Annotated in this window: 13 protein-coding genes; all 13 read right to left on the bottom strand. The window is 40.7% G+C overall.

What is annotated here, in order from left to right; all coding sequences use genetic code 11:
* Positions 1-110 precede the first annotated feature (110 nt).
* Positions 111-1106 (bottom strand): D-2-hydroxyacid dehydrogenase, encoded by a 996-nt coding sequence (locus tag CVD27_RS03395; protein ID WP_257984248.1) that lies wholly within the window; start codon positions 1104-1106, stop codon positions 111-113.
* A complete protein-coding gene (locus CVD27_RS03390) occupies positions 1103-2326 on the bottom strand; it encodes an aminotransferase-like domain-containing protein (RefSeq protein ID WP_101646482.1) in 1224 nt (407 codons plus the stop codon). Before CVD27_RS03390 ends, CVD27_RS03395 begins: the two co-directional genes overlap by 4 nt.
* Before the next feature lie 58 nt (positions 2327-2384).
* Complete coding sequence (dat, locus tag CVD27_RS03385) at positions 2385-3236, bottom strand: D-amino-acid transaminase (protein ID WP_101646481.1); 852 nt, start codon at positions 3234-3236, stop codon at positions 2385-2387.
* The gene (locus tag CVD27_RS03380; protein ID WP_101646480.1) at positions 3217-4413 is read right to left on the bottom strand and encodes an MFS transporter; all 1197 of its coding nucleotides are present in this window, start codon (positions 4411-4413) and stop codon (positions 3217-3219) included. The genes dat and CVD27_RS03380 overlap by 20 nt, the downstream gene beginning before the upstream one ends.
* A gap of 22 nt (positions 4414-4435) precedes the next feature.
* A complete protein-coding gene (locus tag CVD27_RS03375; RefSeq protein WP_101646479.1) occupies positions 4436-5428 on the bottom strand; it encodes an ABC transporter ATP-binding protein in 993 nt (330 codons plus the stop codon).
* Complete coding sequence (locus CVD27_RS03370) at positions 5428-6417, bottom strand: ABC transporter ATP-binding protein (protein ID WP_101646478.1); 990 nt, start codon at positions 6415-6417, stop codon at positions 5428-5430. The genes CVD27_RS03375 and CVD27_RS03370 overlap by 1 nt, the downstream gene beginning before the upstream one ends.
* Before the next feature lie 18 nt (positions 6418-6435).
* The gene (locus tag CVD27_RS03365; protein ID WP_101646477.1) at positions 6436-7320 is read right to left on the bottom strand and encodes an ABC transporter permease; all 885 of its coding nucleotides are present in this window, start codon (positions 7318-7320) and stop codon (positions 6436-6438) included.
* Positions 7321-7392: 72 nt separating this feature from the next.
* Complete coding sequence (locus CVD27_RS03360) at positions 7393-8331, bottom strand: ABC transporter permease (RefSeq protein WP_101646476.1); 939 nt, start codon at positions 8329-8331, stop codon at positions 7393-7395.
* 18 nt (positions 8332-8349) lie between these two features.
* Positions 8350-10005, bottom strand: a complete 1656-nt coding sequence (locus CVD27_RS03355) for an ABC transporter substrate-binding protein (protein WP_180960130.1) — start codon at positions 10003-10005, stop codon at positions 8350-8352.
* Between the two features lie 676 nt (positions 10006-10681).
* Positions 10682-11749 (bottom strand): NAD(P)H-dependent flavin oxidoreductase, encoded by a 1068-nt coding sequence (locus CVD27_RS03350; protein ID WP_101646474.1) that lies wholly within the window; start codon positions 11747-11749, stop codon positions 10682-10684.
* A gap of 105 nt (positions 11750-11854) precedes the next feature.
* On the bottom strand, positions 11855-12517 hold the full coding sequence (gene fsa / locus CVD27_RS03345) for a fructose-6-phosphate aldolase (RefSeq protein WP_101646473.1): 663 nt from the start codon (positions 12515-12517) through the stop codon (positions 11855-11857).
* A gap of 38 nt (positions 12518-12555) precedes the next feature.
* Positions 12556-13452: a phosphogluconate dehydrogenase (NAD(+)-dependent, decarboxylating) gene (gene gnd / locus CVD27_RS03340; protein ID WP_101646472.1), complete on the bottom strand. Its 897-nt coding sequence runs from the start codon at positions 13450-13452 to the stop codon at positions 12556-12558.
* Positions 13453-13470: 18 nt separating this feature from the next.
* Positions 13471-15465, bottom strand: a complete 1995-nt coding sequence (tkt, locus tag CVD27_RS03335; RefSeq protein WP_101646471.1) for a transketolase — start codon at positions 15463-15465, stop codon at positions 13471-13473.
* Positions 15466-15474 lie beyond the last annotated feature (9 nt).

Below are 15474 nucleotides of genomic sequence, written 5' to 3'. Positions count from 1 at the left end.
ATACATGAAAAACTCCAAATAGTTAATAATTATTTGAAAATTCATTAATTACAATAAAAAATACCACGTTCCTTTAGGGAACCTGGCACATTTTATTCAGAAAAACTATTCTAGTAACCTAAATTTTTATCTACGATGTTAAGAAGCTGTTTCCCCTCATAGAATCGTTTTAGATTTTCTAATATCAAATTCATAACCCTTTCTGAATGATTATCAGAGTTGTAGGCATTATGCGGCGAGACAATGACATGATCCATATACCAAAACGGATGATCTTTCGGTAAAGGCTCAACCTCAAATACATCAAGTCCTGCTCCCGCTATTTTGCCGCTCTTCAGGCACTCAACTAAATCCTCTTCTACCATCGTATTCCCACGACCAACATTGATTAAATAACTATCCTTTTTCATTTTTTCAAAACGATCTTTGTTCATATAATGAATTGTTTCCTCCGTGGATGGTAAGGCCACAACGACATAATCTGATTTTGAGAGCACTTCATCCACACGGTCCATTCCTACCACTTCATCTGCGGGTTCGTGTTCCTTGTTTTTCTTATCAGGATTCCTTCGGCAACCAATCACCTTCATTTCTAACCCTTTACATCGCTTGGCAATTTCATAGCCGATTTCTCCGTATCCGATGATGCCAACTGTAGAGCCAGCAAGTGTTCTAACCGGAAGCATTTTGCACCATTCCTGCGTTCGTTGTTTTCTTACCATCGTAGGTACTTCCCTGGCAAAAGCAGAAATTAAGGCAATCGTATGTTCGGCAATCGGAACGGAGGTACAGCCTTTGGCATTGGTAATGATCACATCGCTGTTCTTCACATCATCGGTGAGCATGGCATCCAATCCAGCGCTAATCGAATGAACCCATTTTACGTTTTTTGCATTTTTGAGTATGTTCAGATTATCACGCATGCCTAAGGTTAAAACAACCTCGCAATCTGATAAATCCACGGTTACCTCTGGTTCTGGTTCATCAAATTTCCATGGCTCTACAACAATATTAGGGCAAATCTCTTTAAATTGTTTCAGGTATATCTCTGGAAGATTGTAACGGATATAAATTGAAGGTGATACTTTTTTTGTCATTACCTTCATTTTTTTACCCCCTCTAAGACGAACGTTTTTTGTTTGTATTCATGATAGGACTCCGCCAAACGCTCTATTCCCCGCTTAATTTCTTCCTCATTGCAGTAGGTAAAACCGAGTCGGATATGATTTTTCTCATCGGCATTCAAGTAGAAATGGGCTCCATCTAAATAACTGACACCCTTTTGAAGGGATTGCTGCATAAACTGGCTGGTATCCGTTCCTCCTGGGAAGGTTAACCAAAGGAAAAATCCCCCTTCAGGCACAATATAAGAAACATCCTCGTCAAAAGCTTCCTCGATTGCCACTACCATTGCCTCCATCCTTGACCGGTAAATGGAGTTAAGGAACTCAACATGCTGATCAAAATCAATCGTTGTTAAAAATTGCGAAACGATTTCTTGAACATACACACTCGTTGAGCCATCCGATTTTAGCATCCGCATTTTATTGATTAACGGTTCACTCGCAACGGCCCAGCCCATCCGGATTCCTGGCGCAACAATTTTGGAGAACGTACTTAAATAAACGACTCGCTCTGGTCCAAACGAATAAATGGAAGGAACATATTCTCCAGTAAAACTTAGCTCCACATAGGCATCATCTTCAAGGATATAAAAATTGTATTCATAGGCCAATTCCGCTAATTTTTTTCTTCTTTCAATCGAAAGACTTACCCCTGTAGGATTATGGTGGTTTGGCATGACATAGAGCATTTTCGGCATCGTGCCGCCATTTCCCCTTACTTCCTGCAGCTTTTGCTCCACTAAATCGACTCTTAATCCATCTTCATCAACAGGGAAAGAGGTTAACTTTGTTTCCGCTAAAAGAAACTGCCGAATAGCACCGAAAAAGGATGGACCTTCTACCCAGACATGGTCGCCTGGATCGGTTAAAGTTCTTGTCGCAATATCGATTGCCTGACTTGAGCCGGCTGTCACGAGTATTTCTTTGGTCTCCGCACGAACTGAACGCAGCAACGATCTTTGCTTAATCCATTCGGCAACCACCATAGGACCTGTACCGCCTCCGTATTCAAGCGGTTTTACTCCCCCTTTTTGAATGGCCTCAATGGAGGACTCCATCATAAGCGAAAGATTAAAAGATTCTTTGGCTGGCAGTCCGAAGGCAAGTGGAATTAAATCAGGGTGTTGATCGGCAAACGCAGCCGCGATTAAAGGTAAATTTGGAAACCGTTTTGAATAAGTATATTCTTTTAAGACTGTCATTTTCATTCCTCCTAAAAGTAAGTTGTATTCGAAATTCTTATTTCCAGTAATCTACCTTTCAGGTTGAAGAAGGGATTACAGAACCTATCAATAATTCAAAGGCAAACTGCAATTGACGCGTATATATACCAGGGGTTCCCTTCCCTATCTTGAACTCGTCAATTTGAATGACTGGGCACACTTCTTGGCCCGTATTCGTTATAAACACCTCATCCATCTCTAACAATTCACCCAAGGTAATTGGAGTTTCTTTTAATGTTAAATCTGTATCTTTTAGGAGACGAAGGACCACTTGTCGAGTAATCCCATTTAAAATCAGGTGATTAGCAGGATGGGTAAAACAATGATTTCCTTTGATGGCAAAAACATTCGAACTGCTCCCTTCTGTTACCATTCCGTCTCGGATAAGAATTGCTTCTCCAGCCCCTTTTTCTACCGCTTTTTGTCTTGCTAATACATTCCCTAGCAAATTCAGACTCTTAATATCTACTCTCAGCCAACGAATATCCTCTGCTGTAATTACTTTTATTCCCTTTTTCATTTTTTCGAGCGGACGCTGCATTTCCCTTACATAAGCCACTAACGTGGGATCCGTTTTTTCAGGAAAGGCATGGAACCGGGGAGCCGAACCACGAGTAATTTGGAGGTAAACAGACCCATCGGTAATCTCGCTGTCTCTAACAAGCAGTTGAAGATTTTGATAGAGTGTATTAACAGGTATAGGCAAAGGAATCATCAATTCTTTAGCACTGCGTACCAGTCGTTCAAGATGGGCTTCCCATTCGAAAAGGATTCCATCGTAAATTCGAATCACCTCATAGATACCATCCCCAAATTGAAAGCCCCGATCTTCTAGATCTAGCGAAAAGCTTTCTCTTGGTACAATCCTATTATTTAGCAAGATATTCATTACCAGTCTCCTTTTCTCGTAAATACAAATGGCTTTCCTTTTTCAGATTTAGCATTATAAACAAAAAGAGAACCAAGCAAATGCTGGATGAAAAGACAAACGGTGCGGAAGGATGGAAAAGGAAAATCCAGCCTGCAACTAGCGGCCCAACACTTCTGCCGAAGCTATCCATTGATTGCTGAAACCCCATCACAGTCCCTTGCCCGACTGTTTCCTGCTTGGATAAGAGAGAAATAATCGTTGGTCTTGCTATGGCTTGCCCTGCCCCAACCAATAAGCAGCCTGCTAAAACCATCCAGGCAGAAACAGCAAAAGCGATACAAGCGAACCCCACGATTTCCACCACTAACCCCATTTTCGTAATGGTTATTTCATGAAATCTTGAGAGGATTACCCCCATGAGAAATAGTTGAATAACTACTGATGAGAGGGATTGGGCACTGAAAGCAAAACCTGTTTCGCTCGCTGTTGACTGAAATCTTTCAATCATAAAATAGCCTAAAACTCCAAATAAACTGGAAGTAGAAACCGCTAATCCGAAGGTAATAAGCAGCAGATTACGATATCCAGGCTTCACCATATGTTTTAAGGAATCCTTAAATGAGACTTCTTTAAGTGTTTTATTCTTCTGTTCCGGTTCAAGCAAAAAATAATGGGCAAACGGGATGGTAATCAAACTAAGTAATCCAGCTGCAATAAAAGGTGCATGTAATCCCAGCGGTGAAAAAATAGCACCCACTGTGGGTCCGCAAAGGAAACCAAGGGCATTAGCAGCCCCCATATTTGCAAGAGCACGGCTCCGTTTTTCTTTTTCATGTGTATCAATGACCAATGCCAGGGCTGCAGGCTGTGTCCCGCTGGATAACATTGCCCCGATGATCCGAATAATTAGTAACTGAACATAGGATTCAGCAAAAATCATTAATAAAAAAGCAATCCCAAATCCAAACAAGCCAATGAGCAAAACGAGTTTCCGGCCAATGCGGTCAATCAGTCTCCCCCAAAATGGAACAACAAGGAATTGGGTTAACGCCCAACCGGTAATCAAACTGCCCATTTGGAAGGAGCTCAGCCCTAAATGATCTGCTAAGTATGGCAATGCCGGGAGTACCACCCCATAGCCCGTCATGGATAAGAACATAATGAAAGCTAGTAAATAAAACGACTTTCTTGTCATAGTAAGTCCTTTCTAAATTCACCTATATTAAATGGCATGCCAGCTGATGACCGTCTTCAAAATCTTTAATAATAGGTTCCTCCACCGCACATCTTTCCATTTTAAAAGGACAGCGTGTATGAAAACGACAGCCGCTTGGCGGATTTAGCGGAGTTGGCAGCTCCCCTTCAAGAAAAATCCTCTCCATCCGATCTTTATCATGTATCATCGGCCGCGCAGACAAGAGTGCTTTGGTATAAGGATGCTTCGGACTACTAAAAAGTTCCTCCGTCTTAGCAATTTCAACCAGCTTCCCAAGATACATCACACCAACGCGGTCCGAAATATGCTTAACTACGCTTAAATCATGAGAAATAAATAAGTAGGTTAAGTTGAATTCCTTCTGTAAATCTTGAAAAAGGTTAATAACCTGTGCTTGAACGGAAACATCAAGGGCAGATACCGGCTCATCACATATGACAAGCTTCGGATTAAGCGCAAGCGCCTTGGCGATGCCTATCCGCTGCCTTTGTCCGCCTGAAAATTCATGGGGATACCGGTTCTTCATTCTTGTAGAAAGACCAACGGTTTCCATTAGACTTTCTACTCTCTTCTCCCGTTCTGCTAACGTCCCAACCTTATGTATATGAAGGGGTTCAGCGATAATTTCTGCCACTGTCATTCGAGGATGAAGAGACGCATATGGATCCTGAAAAACAATTTGCATTTCCCGCCTTGCTCTTTTTAATTCCTGACTCGAATGCTCAAGAATATTTTTCCCTTCAAACAGCACTTTTCCAGCAGTTGGTTCGATTAAGCGTAAAAGAGAACGGCCCGTAGTACTTTTTCCACATCCTGACTCCCCAACAAGCGCCAATGTTTCTCCTTTATAGATCGTAAAGTTCACATCATCTACAGCTTTAACAACTGGGGTTGCCTTCCCTTTTAAGCGGTTTAATATTCCTTGTTTAATAGGAAAGTATTTTTTTAGATTGCTTATTTCCATTAATGGTTCTCTTTCTGCAATAACCGTCATCACATGCCTCCCCCTTCTATGATTTCTTTATGGCGAAAACAGCTTACTTTTCTTCCATCTTCTAAGCTCATAAGTGGTGGTTCTTGGCTTTTGCATTGATGAATAGCATATGGACAGCGATCATGAAATACGCAGCCTTTTACCTTTTCATCTGGTAATGGAACCCGGCCAGGTATGGAATAAATTCGTTCACTTTGTTCCTCAATAGAGGTGACCGATTGTAGGAGTCCCTGGGTATACGGATGAAGCGGATGAGCAAATAATTGGTCTTTACTTGCTTCTTCCATTACTTTGCCGGCATACATGACAATGACTTTTTGACAATAATTCGCGACCACCCCTAGATCATGTGTAATTAATATCATCGACATATCCATTTTTTTCATGACATCGGCTAACAAATCTAATATTTGCGCCTGAATCGTCACATCTAGGGCGGTTGTTGGTTCATCCGCAATGAGCAATCTCGGCTCACAGCATAACGCCATCGCGATCATCGCCCTTTGCCTCATTCCCCCCGATAATTCATGAGGGTAAGCTCTCAATCTCTGTTCAGGAGATGGAATTCCAACAAGCTTTAGCATCTCAACGGCTTTTTCATTTGCCTCCTTTTTACTGATGGATTGATGAGCAAGAATTTGTTCTGTAATTTGCTTCCCGATGGTTAATAGCGGGTTTAATGCAGTCATCGGCTCTTGGAAAATCATCGCGATGTCATTTCCGCGAAGGCGCCGCCAGTCTTGCTTCGTATTCGTTAATAGATTATCTCCTTCCCACAAAATTTCACCTTTTGTCGCAACCAACCCCTTGTTTTTTAATAGGCCCATAATCGCTAAGGAAGTCATGCTTTTTCCACAACCCGACTCTCCTACGATTCCAAGACTTTCTCCTTTTTTAATTGAAAAATTAACTCCTTTTAAAACATCAGTCATTTCACCATTTTTCTGAAAACCAACTCGTAAATCCCGGACATCAAGAAGAGTAGACATGCCAATCAGACCCCTTTCTTATTTAGATGATTTCATTTTTGGGTCGAAGTAATCGCGGAGAACATCTCCAAGTAAATTAATTCCTAAGATGGTTACAAACATCACAGCGCCCGGAGTAAACAAATACCATGGTGCAAAGAACATATAATCTTTTCCTTGGTTAACCATCGAACCCCAGCTTGGATCTGGCGGCTGCACCCCCAGCCCTAGAAAGCTTAAACTAGATTCTGCTAAAATCGTTGTTGCCATGCCAAGTGTCATTAACACGGCGATATTTCCATAGCAATTCGGCAGGATGTAGCGGAAAAGAATCCTTCCTACACTAGCACCAAGGGCGTGCCCTCCCTCAACAAATTCCCGTTCTTTTAACGAAAGTGTTTGCGAGCGAACGAGCCGGCAAATTTCTGGCCAACTGACGAAACCTAAGGCAAGAATCAGATTGAACACGCTTGGTCCAAGCGCTGCCATGATCGCGATGGCAAACAATAGTCCTGGGAAACTAAACATAATATTTGTGACAGCCATGATCACCTTATCAGTTTTCCCGCCAAAATAACCGGAGAGCAGACCTAACATGGTACCAATGATCACGGACATCAGCTGAACAAGAACGGCGATTAGTAATGATTTTTGCCCGCCATACAATACCCTGGTAAACAAATCTCTTCCTAAATGATCCGTACCAAACCAATGGACCGCACTTGGTGCCTTTAAAACCTGTGTCAAATCATTGGTATTCGGATTATAGTGTGTAAGTAGCGGAGCACACATGGTACCTAATAAGACCATTCCGGCAAGGCCAATGCCGACCATGGAAAAAGAGAGTTTTATACTTTTTTTCTTTGATTTCTGCCTTGGAAAGGTGGACGTTTGCTCTAAAACCGTTGTTTCAACAGTTTCCATTACCATCATCTCCTCTTGGTTTTGATAAGATCCTCCATCGATTTCTAAAAGCGATGGAGGTCAATTTGAAGTTTAAGCTTCAACCTTAATTCTAGGATCAATCCAGCGGCAGCAAAGGTCGGTCAATAAGTTTACTAATAAAAATACCGTAGCGATAAAAACAACACAGCCTTGTACAGTAGGTAAGTCCCTCTGTAAAATACTATCAATCAGCAGCCGGCCAATCCCCGGGAGGCCGAAGATGGTCTCAGTAATAACAGCCCCTGATAGCAAAAGCCCCATTTGAACACCAATAATCGTCATAATTGGCGGCAAGGCATTTTTCAGTGCGTGCAGCACCGTAATTCTTAGGGATGAGATTCCTTTGGAATAAGCTGTTGTGATAAAGTCATGTTTCAATACATCAATCATCGACGATCGGGTGATGCGTGCAATCACTCCGCTCACTGCCAATCCAAGGGTCGCAGCCGGGAGAATTAAAAATTTCAGTTCACCTGCTTGATACCCGGAAGATGGCAAAATCTTGAACTTAACTGCAAAGATATACATCAGGATCAGTCCTAAAAAGAAGGAAGGAATCGAAACTCCCGAAACTGAAAAGGAACTTACGAGTGAATCGATCCAGGTACCGCGTTTATATGCTCCTATGACTCCGATGGTAATTCCCACGACAATGGCCATGATTAAACCCAATACCGTAATGCTAACCGTAACGGGAATACGCTCCAATAATAATTCCGTTACCCCGCTGCGCGTTTGATAGGAGGTTCCGAAATCACCAACGACTGCCCCTTTTAGGAAATGCAGATACTGTAGGGCGAGAGGGTCATTCAGACCCCACTCTTCCCTAATTTGTTCAATTACATGTTTATCCAAAGCGCCAGAGCGTGCATCCATTAGTTGCGCGACCGGATCTCCAGGGATAATATTCATTAAGATGAAAACAATCAGAGTAATCGCAATCCAGATTGGAATGGCTTCTAGTAAGCGGCGAACCGTGTATCCCAACATGTATGGCTTCCTCCCTTCTTATTTTTGACTTTCATCCACCCACACCTTAGTTAGATCTTGATAATCAATATCAGTTGGTACAGGCTGCAATCCCTTAATCCATTTTTGATGGACAATAACGGCTTTATTGTAGTTAAAGAACCACCATGGAGCATCTTTAACAATCAAATCTTCCGCTTTTTGAAGGTCACTGATCATTTCCTTGTTATCAGTTGTCTCGCTTGCCTTATCCAGCAGAGTGTCTACCGCTGGGTTTTTATAATGACTTGTATTTCCGGATGCTCCATCGTTTTTCGAATGGAAATAACGGCTTAAATATTCAACCGGATTCGTAGAACCGCCATTTGAAGACATAGCTACTTCATAATTACCGCTATTTAAGCGATCAGTTAGTGTGGCAAAATCAACTTGTTCAGTCTTTACTTTAATACCTACTTTTTCTAGATAACCACTTAATGCTTCAACAGCCGGTAATCCAAAGGCTGGATGGGAAGTGGTTAAAATGTTTAATGTAAATCCATTACCATATCCTGCTTCTTCAAGTAATTTCTTTGCCTTTTTAGGTTCATACTTATAGGAAGTAACTGCTTTGTTAAAGCCTTGGATTGAAGTTGGAAGGACACCTAAAGCAGAATAGGCCTTTCCTTGAATAACCGAACCAATAATGGTATCGCGGTCAATTGCGTAGTTAATCGCTTGGCGGACACGTACATCTTGCCATGGGCCCTTTTTATCAAGATTGAATTTCATATTTCGTGTAAATAACTCTGGAACTTCTACAATTTGTGACTTATAGGAAGGATCCGTTGCATAACGCTTATACTGCGCATCTCCTAAAACCATCATATCGATTTGTTTCGAAGCAAACGCGTTATCACGAGCCGTTTGGTCCGTCATGATTATATAATCTACTTTTTCTAAATAAGGCTTACCAGCGTAATAATCCTCGTTTGCCACTAAATCTACCTCGCTGTCTCTAACCCATTTAGAGAATTTAAATGGACCCGCACCAACTGGCTCCTGCCCAAATTTATCTCCTTTTTCTTCTACCACTTCTTTTGGTACTGCACCTGTAAACGGTAAAGACATGATGGTTAAAAAGGTGTTATCCGGTTTTGAAAGTGTAATCTCTAACTTTGTAGAATTAACCACTTTAATCCCTGATACTTCTTTACTTTTACCAGCCATAAATTCTTTGCTCCCCACAATACCTGTTAGACTGCCGGCATTTGGTGAAGCGGTCTTTGGATTAAGAACCCTTTCTAATGTGTACTTAAAATCTTCCGCTGTTACTTCACGTCCGTTGTGGAATTTAACTCCCTTTCGTAAAGTAAAGGAATAAACTTTTCCATCTGTACTAATCTCCCAACTTTCTGCATTTGCTGGAAGAAACTTTCCTTTGACTGCATCGTAGCGAACAAGAGGTTCAAAAATGTTCCAGGTAATCATCGAAGTGCTTGTTCCATGTGACCGAATGGCTGGGTCCAAGTTTTGTGGGTCACCGTATATATCAGCTCTGACTAACGTCCCACCGTATGTAGGTTTTCCTGCATCCTTTGAAGCTCCATTTTCAGTTGAAGTTGTAGTACTTGAATTACTGCTGCAGGCACTTAGTGCTAAAACCAATACAATCATCGCTAGCAAATTTTTGAAAAGTCTTCGTTTCCCTTTCATCATAAAGCCCCCTTATTTTTAAATTTACTTAATATTCAGATATAAACAGGTAAAAATTTTTTTCTTTTTACCTTTCACCCCCTTAAGTGGATTGATAGTAGTTCATGTTAGATTTATTAACATGTAAATATAAATAAATCTAACATTTATTCCATTACTTACATTTGGTGTTAATTTAATACAGATTATATACCTCGTCTTTTCATTCGTAAATAGAAAAATAGCAAAAAATTATTCTCTTGAAATCACTTTTAATATGGAAATATTTACATTTATAAATATAAAACGTTTACTTATCAACGTTTTGTTAGAAATTCTCACAAAGTATATCTATATTGAAATAATAAATATACATAAAAGGTTACGGCTATTCTTTATGTTATATATGTTACATTTTATAACACTACTCTTTTTCTATGAATAAAAAGGAACGTTCATTACTAGTGCATTTTTAATCTTTGATCAAAAGAGACAAAAAAATCCCTATGATTTTTTATCATAGGGATTTAATCATTTAAATGCAGGCTAAGGAGTATATCAATATATCAACATGAAAAATTTGCGTATTACTCTTATATTTTTTAAAAAATTTTTTTATTTTTTGTTAAATAACCGCTTATTATCTTTAGCTATTGTATTGAAGGTTCGGATTTTCTCTTCATTCGCTCTATCGACTTTAGGAAAATAACTGTTCAAAACCTGTTACCAAATCTTTTATCAATTTCCCCGCTGTTATTTCATTTTGCAAAAGTCTTGTCGCTTGTCCAGCCCATAGAGACATATATTCAGAGTTATTTTGTAAAGCCGCTTCCTTACGGATATCACTCGTTAAAGTATTTTGTGTCGGAAAGTCAGCGGGTGGAAGATTCGAGTCTTGGTAGGCTTGAATAAAAGCATTCTTAATTCCTCTAGCAGGGCGTCCAGAAAAGACTTTGGTAATAACCGTACTTTCTTCTGTACTATTAATGAGGGCTTGTTTATAGACTGCATGCGCCCCCGACTCTATGGTGGTTAAGAAAGCCGTACCCATTTGCACACCTTGGGCCCCTAGAGCTAACGCCGCAGCGAGGCCTCGGCAATCCATGATTCCCCCAGCAGCAACTACTGGCACCGAAACAGCATCCACCACCTGTGGAACAAGAGAGAAGGTTCCAATGTCCGCACCATGGGTGTTTTTGTCAATATCAAATGTCCCCCGGTGACCACCGGCATCACTTCCCTGGGCAATAATGATATCGGCCCCCTCGCTTTCAGCCAATTGTGCTTCCCGTACCGTCGTGATCATTGCAGTAACCTTCATTCCTTGTTCCTTGACTACAGCCATTTTACTTCGTGGAAGTATACCAAAAGCAGTAGAAATCACAGGGACTTTTTCTTCAATCAGTACTTCAAACTGTTCTTCAAAAAAATCATTCGTTGCTACCTGCTGATTCAAATGGTTCAGTCCTAACTTCTCTCGAATCGCATTCAAGACTTTTTGCGATTCTTCTACTCTAGCAAATTGATCTTGCCAATCCGTACAAAATAAGTTTACAGCAAAGGGCTTAGAGGTTTGCTCTTTTATTTTTCTAATAGCTGTTCTTATTTCTTCTGGCTTCATATAAGCAGCACCTAAGGAGCCTAATCCTCCGGCATTTGAAACACTGGCAACAAGTTCCACTGTTGTAGGACCCCCAGCCATTCCCGCTTGGATAATAGGATAGGTTATCCCAAGTATTTCACATAGTTTTGTGTCAAGACGCATTGACTACTCTCCCTCTAGTCACATTATTTGAACAAAGAATTAAATAAAAATCTAAAAGAACACCCTTATCTTAAAAGCGATAAGGGTGTTTGTATGAACCAAAGTTTAGAGCGCACTTTTCCAATCAGCGGCAAATTTTTCAATTCCTTGATCGGTTAATGGATGTTTAGACAATTGCTCAATGACTTTAAATGGAATGGTTGCTATATGAGCACCAGCCAATGCTACACGAGTGACATGGTCTGGGTGACGAACGGATGCGGCAATGATTTGTGAATCTAATTTTTGAACACGGAACAATTCAGCAATTTTTGCAACAAGTTGAACTCCGTCTTCACTAATGTCATCTAAACGGCCCAAGAATGGGGATACATAAGTTGCGCCAGCACGTGCTGCCAATAATGCTTGGTTAACGGTGAAAATAAGGGTAACATTTGTTTTTACACCTTTTTTAGTTAGGTAGCGGCATGCCTCTAACCCATCCAATGTCATTGGAAGTTTAATGGTGATGTTTTTATCTCCGCCATTAATTTTGATAAGCTCGTTGGCTTCCGCGATCATTTGCTCTGCTGTTAATGCGTTTGGAGTTACCTCAGCTGATACAGACTCCACTTCTGGAACAGCATTTAGAATTTCTTCTATACGATCTTCAAATTTAACACCCTCTTTAGCAACTAAAGAAGGGTTTGTAGTAACACCTGATAAGACCCCAATCTTGTAAGCCTTTTTAATTTCGTCTAAATTTGCAGTATCAATAAAAAATTTCATGCTGTTTTCTCCTCCGATAAATATTTTATACATTCTTATTATTCACTTTTTTCGACCGCATGTCCACCAAATTCATTTCTAAGTGCTGCTACCACTTTTCCTGTAAACGTGTCATTCTCTAAAGAACGATAACGCATTAATAAAGACAAGGCGATAACAGGGGTAGCTGTTTGAAGGTCAAGTGCAGTTTCAACTGTCCATTTCCCTTCCCCTGAGGAATGCATAATACCTTTGATTTCATCCAAATTTGGATATTTTGAAAATGCATTTTCGGTTAATTCCATCAGCCATGAACGGATCACGGAACCATTATTCCAAACTTTTGCTACTTTTTCATAGTCAAAATTGAAATCACTTTTCTCAAGAACTTCAAATCCTTCACCAATAGCAGCCATCATGGCATATTCAATGCCATTATGAACCATCTTTAGGAAATGACCGCTTCCTGCTTTTCCTGCATATAAATATCCATTTTCTACAGATGTATCTCTAAAAAGAGGTTCAACAATCTCCCATGCCTCTGGATCTCCGCCAATCATATAGCAAGCCCCATGACGAGCCCCCTCCATACCGCCTGATGTCCCTGCATCCATAAAGTGAATGCCCAATTCCTTTAATTCGTTATAACGTTGAATCGATTCTTTATAATGGGAATTACCCGCTTCAATGACGATATCTCCTTCTTTTAAAAACGGTAGAATTTCACCAATCACAGAATCCACATGCGCATGCGGAACCATAATCCAAAGGATTCTTGGTTGTTCCAAAGATTCCACAAGTTCTTTAAAGTTTGCTGCGCCTTTTGCTCCGTACTTTTTGATTTCTTCGACAGCATTTGGGTTTACGTCAAACGCTGCCACTTCATGATTGTGCTCCATTAGATTTTGTCCTAAGTTAAACCCCATTTTTCCTAGGCCAATTAATCCTACTTTCATCCTCAATTCCCCCACGTTTTACTTTTTTAAAACTAATTTTGTCAGATTCACGACATTTTCAGTCGTAAAACCAAAATGCTTCATCACGGAACCACCGTCTCCAGAAGCACCGAATGACTCAATGGATAATACTTTCCCTTCAAAACCTACATAGCGTTCCCATCCTAATCGTATACCCATTTCAATTGCCAAACGCTTTGTTACTAAAGAAGGGAGTACCGCCTCTTTATATTCATCTGATTGATCTTCAAACAACTCCCAGCTTGGCATCGCTACGACACGCACAGAAATATGATCTTTTTCTAGTTCGGTTTTTGCATTGACAGCCAATGAAACTTCCGATCCTGTTGCAATCAATATGACCTGTGGTGTTGAATTGGTTTCTGTTAATACATAAGCACCCTTTGAAACATTTTCAATATTTGCTTTTGTTTCGTTAAATACAGGCAGGTTTTGGCGGCTTAAAACTAGGGCGACTGGTCCTTCTGTTTGTTGAAGAGCAAAAGCCCAAGCACTTGCGGTTTCATTCGCATCCGTTGGTCTAATGACCGTTAGACCTGGGATGGCACGAAGGGCAGCTAAATGTTCCACTGGCTCATGTGTTGGTCCATCCTCGCCAACTGCAATAGAATCATGTGTAAACACATAAATCACTGGAAGCTTTGATAAAGCTGCTAGGCGAATAGAAGGACGGAGATAATCGTTAAATACAAAGAATGTACTGACAAACGGCTTTACCCCCCCGTGATAAGCCATCCCGTTTGCTGCTGCACCCATGGCATGTTCACGCACACCAAAATAAACATTCCGTGCTCCGTATGATTCAACCGCATAAATTTGTTCCCCTTTAATCTCAGTCATCGTAGAGTGAGATAAGTCCGCGCTGCCTCCAAAAATGGCTGGTACGGTTTTCACAAAATGATTAATGGCATCCCCGCTGGCCACACGAGTGGATACGGATTTGCCGTTATCAAACGTTAGAATATCATTTAGATCGATAAGAACTCTTCCATCGATCGCATTAGATAATTGTGTTGCCAATTCTGGATTTTCCTTTTTATAAGAATCAAATAATTGGTTCCAGCTTTGTTCTGTTTTCATTCCCTTAAGGTTTAATTGTTTAATATGAGCCTTTACTTCCTCCGGAACGTAGAAATCTTCCTCATAAAGCCAATTATAGGCTTGTTTAGTCGCTTTCCCTTCTTCAGCTCCAAGTGGTGCACCGTGAGCCTTGTTTGTTCCTGCTACCTTTGGACTTCCGTAACCAATGATCGTTCTGATTTCAATCAAGCTTGGCTGGTCAGTATTCTGCTTTGCTGTGGCGATTGCATTTGTAATAGCCTCGATATCGTTGCCATCTTCTACTCTTAAATAGTGCCAATGAGCAGATTCTGTTCTTTTCTTGACATCTTCGGAGAAGGAAACGTTTAATTCACCATCAAGGGAGATATCGTTTGAATCATATAACACAACCAGTTTGCCGAGCTTCATATGGCCTGCCATTGACATAGCTTCGTAGGATATTCCTTCCATAAGGTCACCATCACCCACTAATGCATAGGTATAGTGATCAATCACTGGGAATCCCTCTTTATTAAATTTTGCAGCTAAATGTGCTTCCGCCATCGCCATCCCTACAGCATTGGCAATTCCTTGCCCTAATGGGCCAGTGGTTGCTTCTACTCCTGCAGTATGACCGAATTCAGGATGTCCTGGAGTTTTACTATTTAATTTTCTAAAGTTTTTTAAATCATCCATGGAGACATCATATCCAAATAAATGAAGCATGCTGTATAGTAAGCTTGAGCCGTGTCCTGCTGATAAAACAAATCGGTCACGGTTAAACCAGCTTGGATTTTTAGGATTATGATTCAAATGGTTTGCCCATAAGGCGTAGGTCATTGGAGCTGCTCCCATTGGAAGTCCTGGATGACCAGAATTGGCCGCATTAACCGCATCAATTGCCAAGGTTCGAATGGTTGTTACAGCTAAGTTCTCAATGTTTTGCGTCATGTCGATTTT

The organism is Neobacillus cucumis (assembly GCF_002860255.1).
GTDB lineage: Bacteria > Bacillota > Bacilli > Bacillales > Cytobacillaceae > Neobacillus > Neobacillus cucumis_A.
This window is presented reverse-complemented; position numbering and strand designations above follow the sequence as displayed.

What these genes read in the sequence shown, in the direction of transcription:
- CVD27_RS03395 (WP_257984248.1), bottom strand. Translation starts at nt 1,106, where the DNA reads ATGAAGGTAATGACAAAAAAAGTATCACCTTCAATTTATATCCGTTAC.
- CVD27_RS03390 (WP_101646482.1), bottom strand. Translation starts at nt 2,326, where the DNA reads ATGACAGTCTTAAAAGAATATACTTATTCAAAACGGTTTCCAAATTTA.
- dat (WP_101646481.1), bottom strand. Translation starts at nt 3,236, where the DNA reads ATGAATATCTTGCTAAATAATAGGATTGTACCAAGAGAAAGCTTTTCG.
- CVD27_RS03380 (WP_101646480.1), bottom strand. Translation starts at nt 4,413, where the DNA reads ATGACAAGAAAGTCGTTTTATTTACTAGCTTTCATTATGTTCTTATCC.
- CVD27_RS03375 (WP_101646479.1), bottom strand. Translation starts at nt 5,428, where the DNA reads ATGACGGTTATTGCAGAAAGAGAACCATTAATGGAAATAAGCAATCTA.
- CVD27_RS03370 (WP_101646478.1), bottom strand. Translation starts at nt 6,417, where the DNA reads ATGTCTACTCTTCTTGATGTCCGGGATTTACGAGTTGGTTTTCAGAAA.
- CVD27_RS03365 (WP_101646477.1), bottom strand. Translation starts at nt 7,320, where the DNA reads ATGGAAACTGTTGAAACAACGGTTTTAGAGCAAACGTCCACCTTTCCA.
- CVD27_RS03360 (WP_101646476.1), bottom strand. Translation starts at nt 8,331, where the DNA reads ATGTTGGGATACACGGTTCGCCGCTTACTAGAAGCCATTCCAATCTGG.
- CVD27_RS03355 (WP_180960130.1), bottom strand. Translation starts at nt 10,005, where the DNA reads ATGAAAGGGAAACGAAGACTTTTCAAAAATTTGCTAGCGATGATTGTA.
- CVD27_RS03350 (WP_101646474.1), bottom strand. Translation starts at nt 11,749, where the DNA reads ATGCGTCTTGACACAAAACTATGTGAAATACTTGGGATAACCTATCCT.
- fsa (WP_101646473.1), bottom strand. Translation starts at nt 12,517, where the DNA reads ATGAAATTTTTTATTGATACTGCAAATTTAGACGAAATTAAAAAGGCT.
- gnd (WP_101646472.1), bottom strand. Translation starts at nt 13,452, where the DNA reads ATGAAAGTAGGATTAATTGGCCTAGGAAAAATGGGGTTTAACTTAGGA.
- tkt (WP_101646471.1), bottom strand. Translation starts at nt 15,465, where the DNA reads ATGACGCAAAACATTGAGAACTTAGCTGTAACAACCATTCGAACCTTG.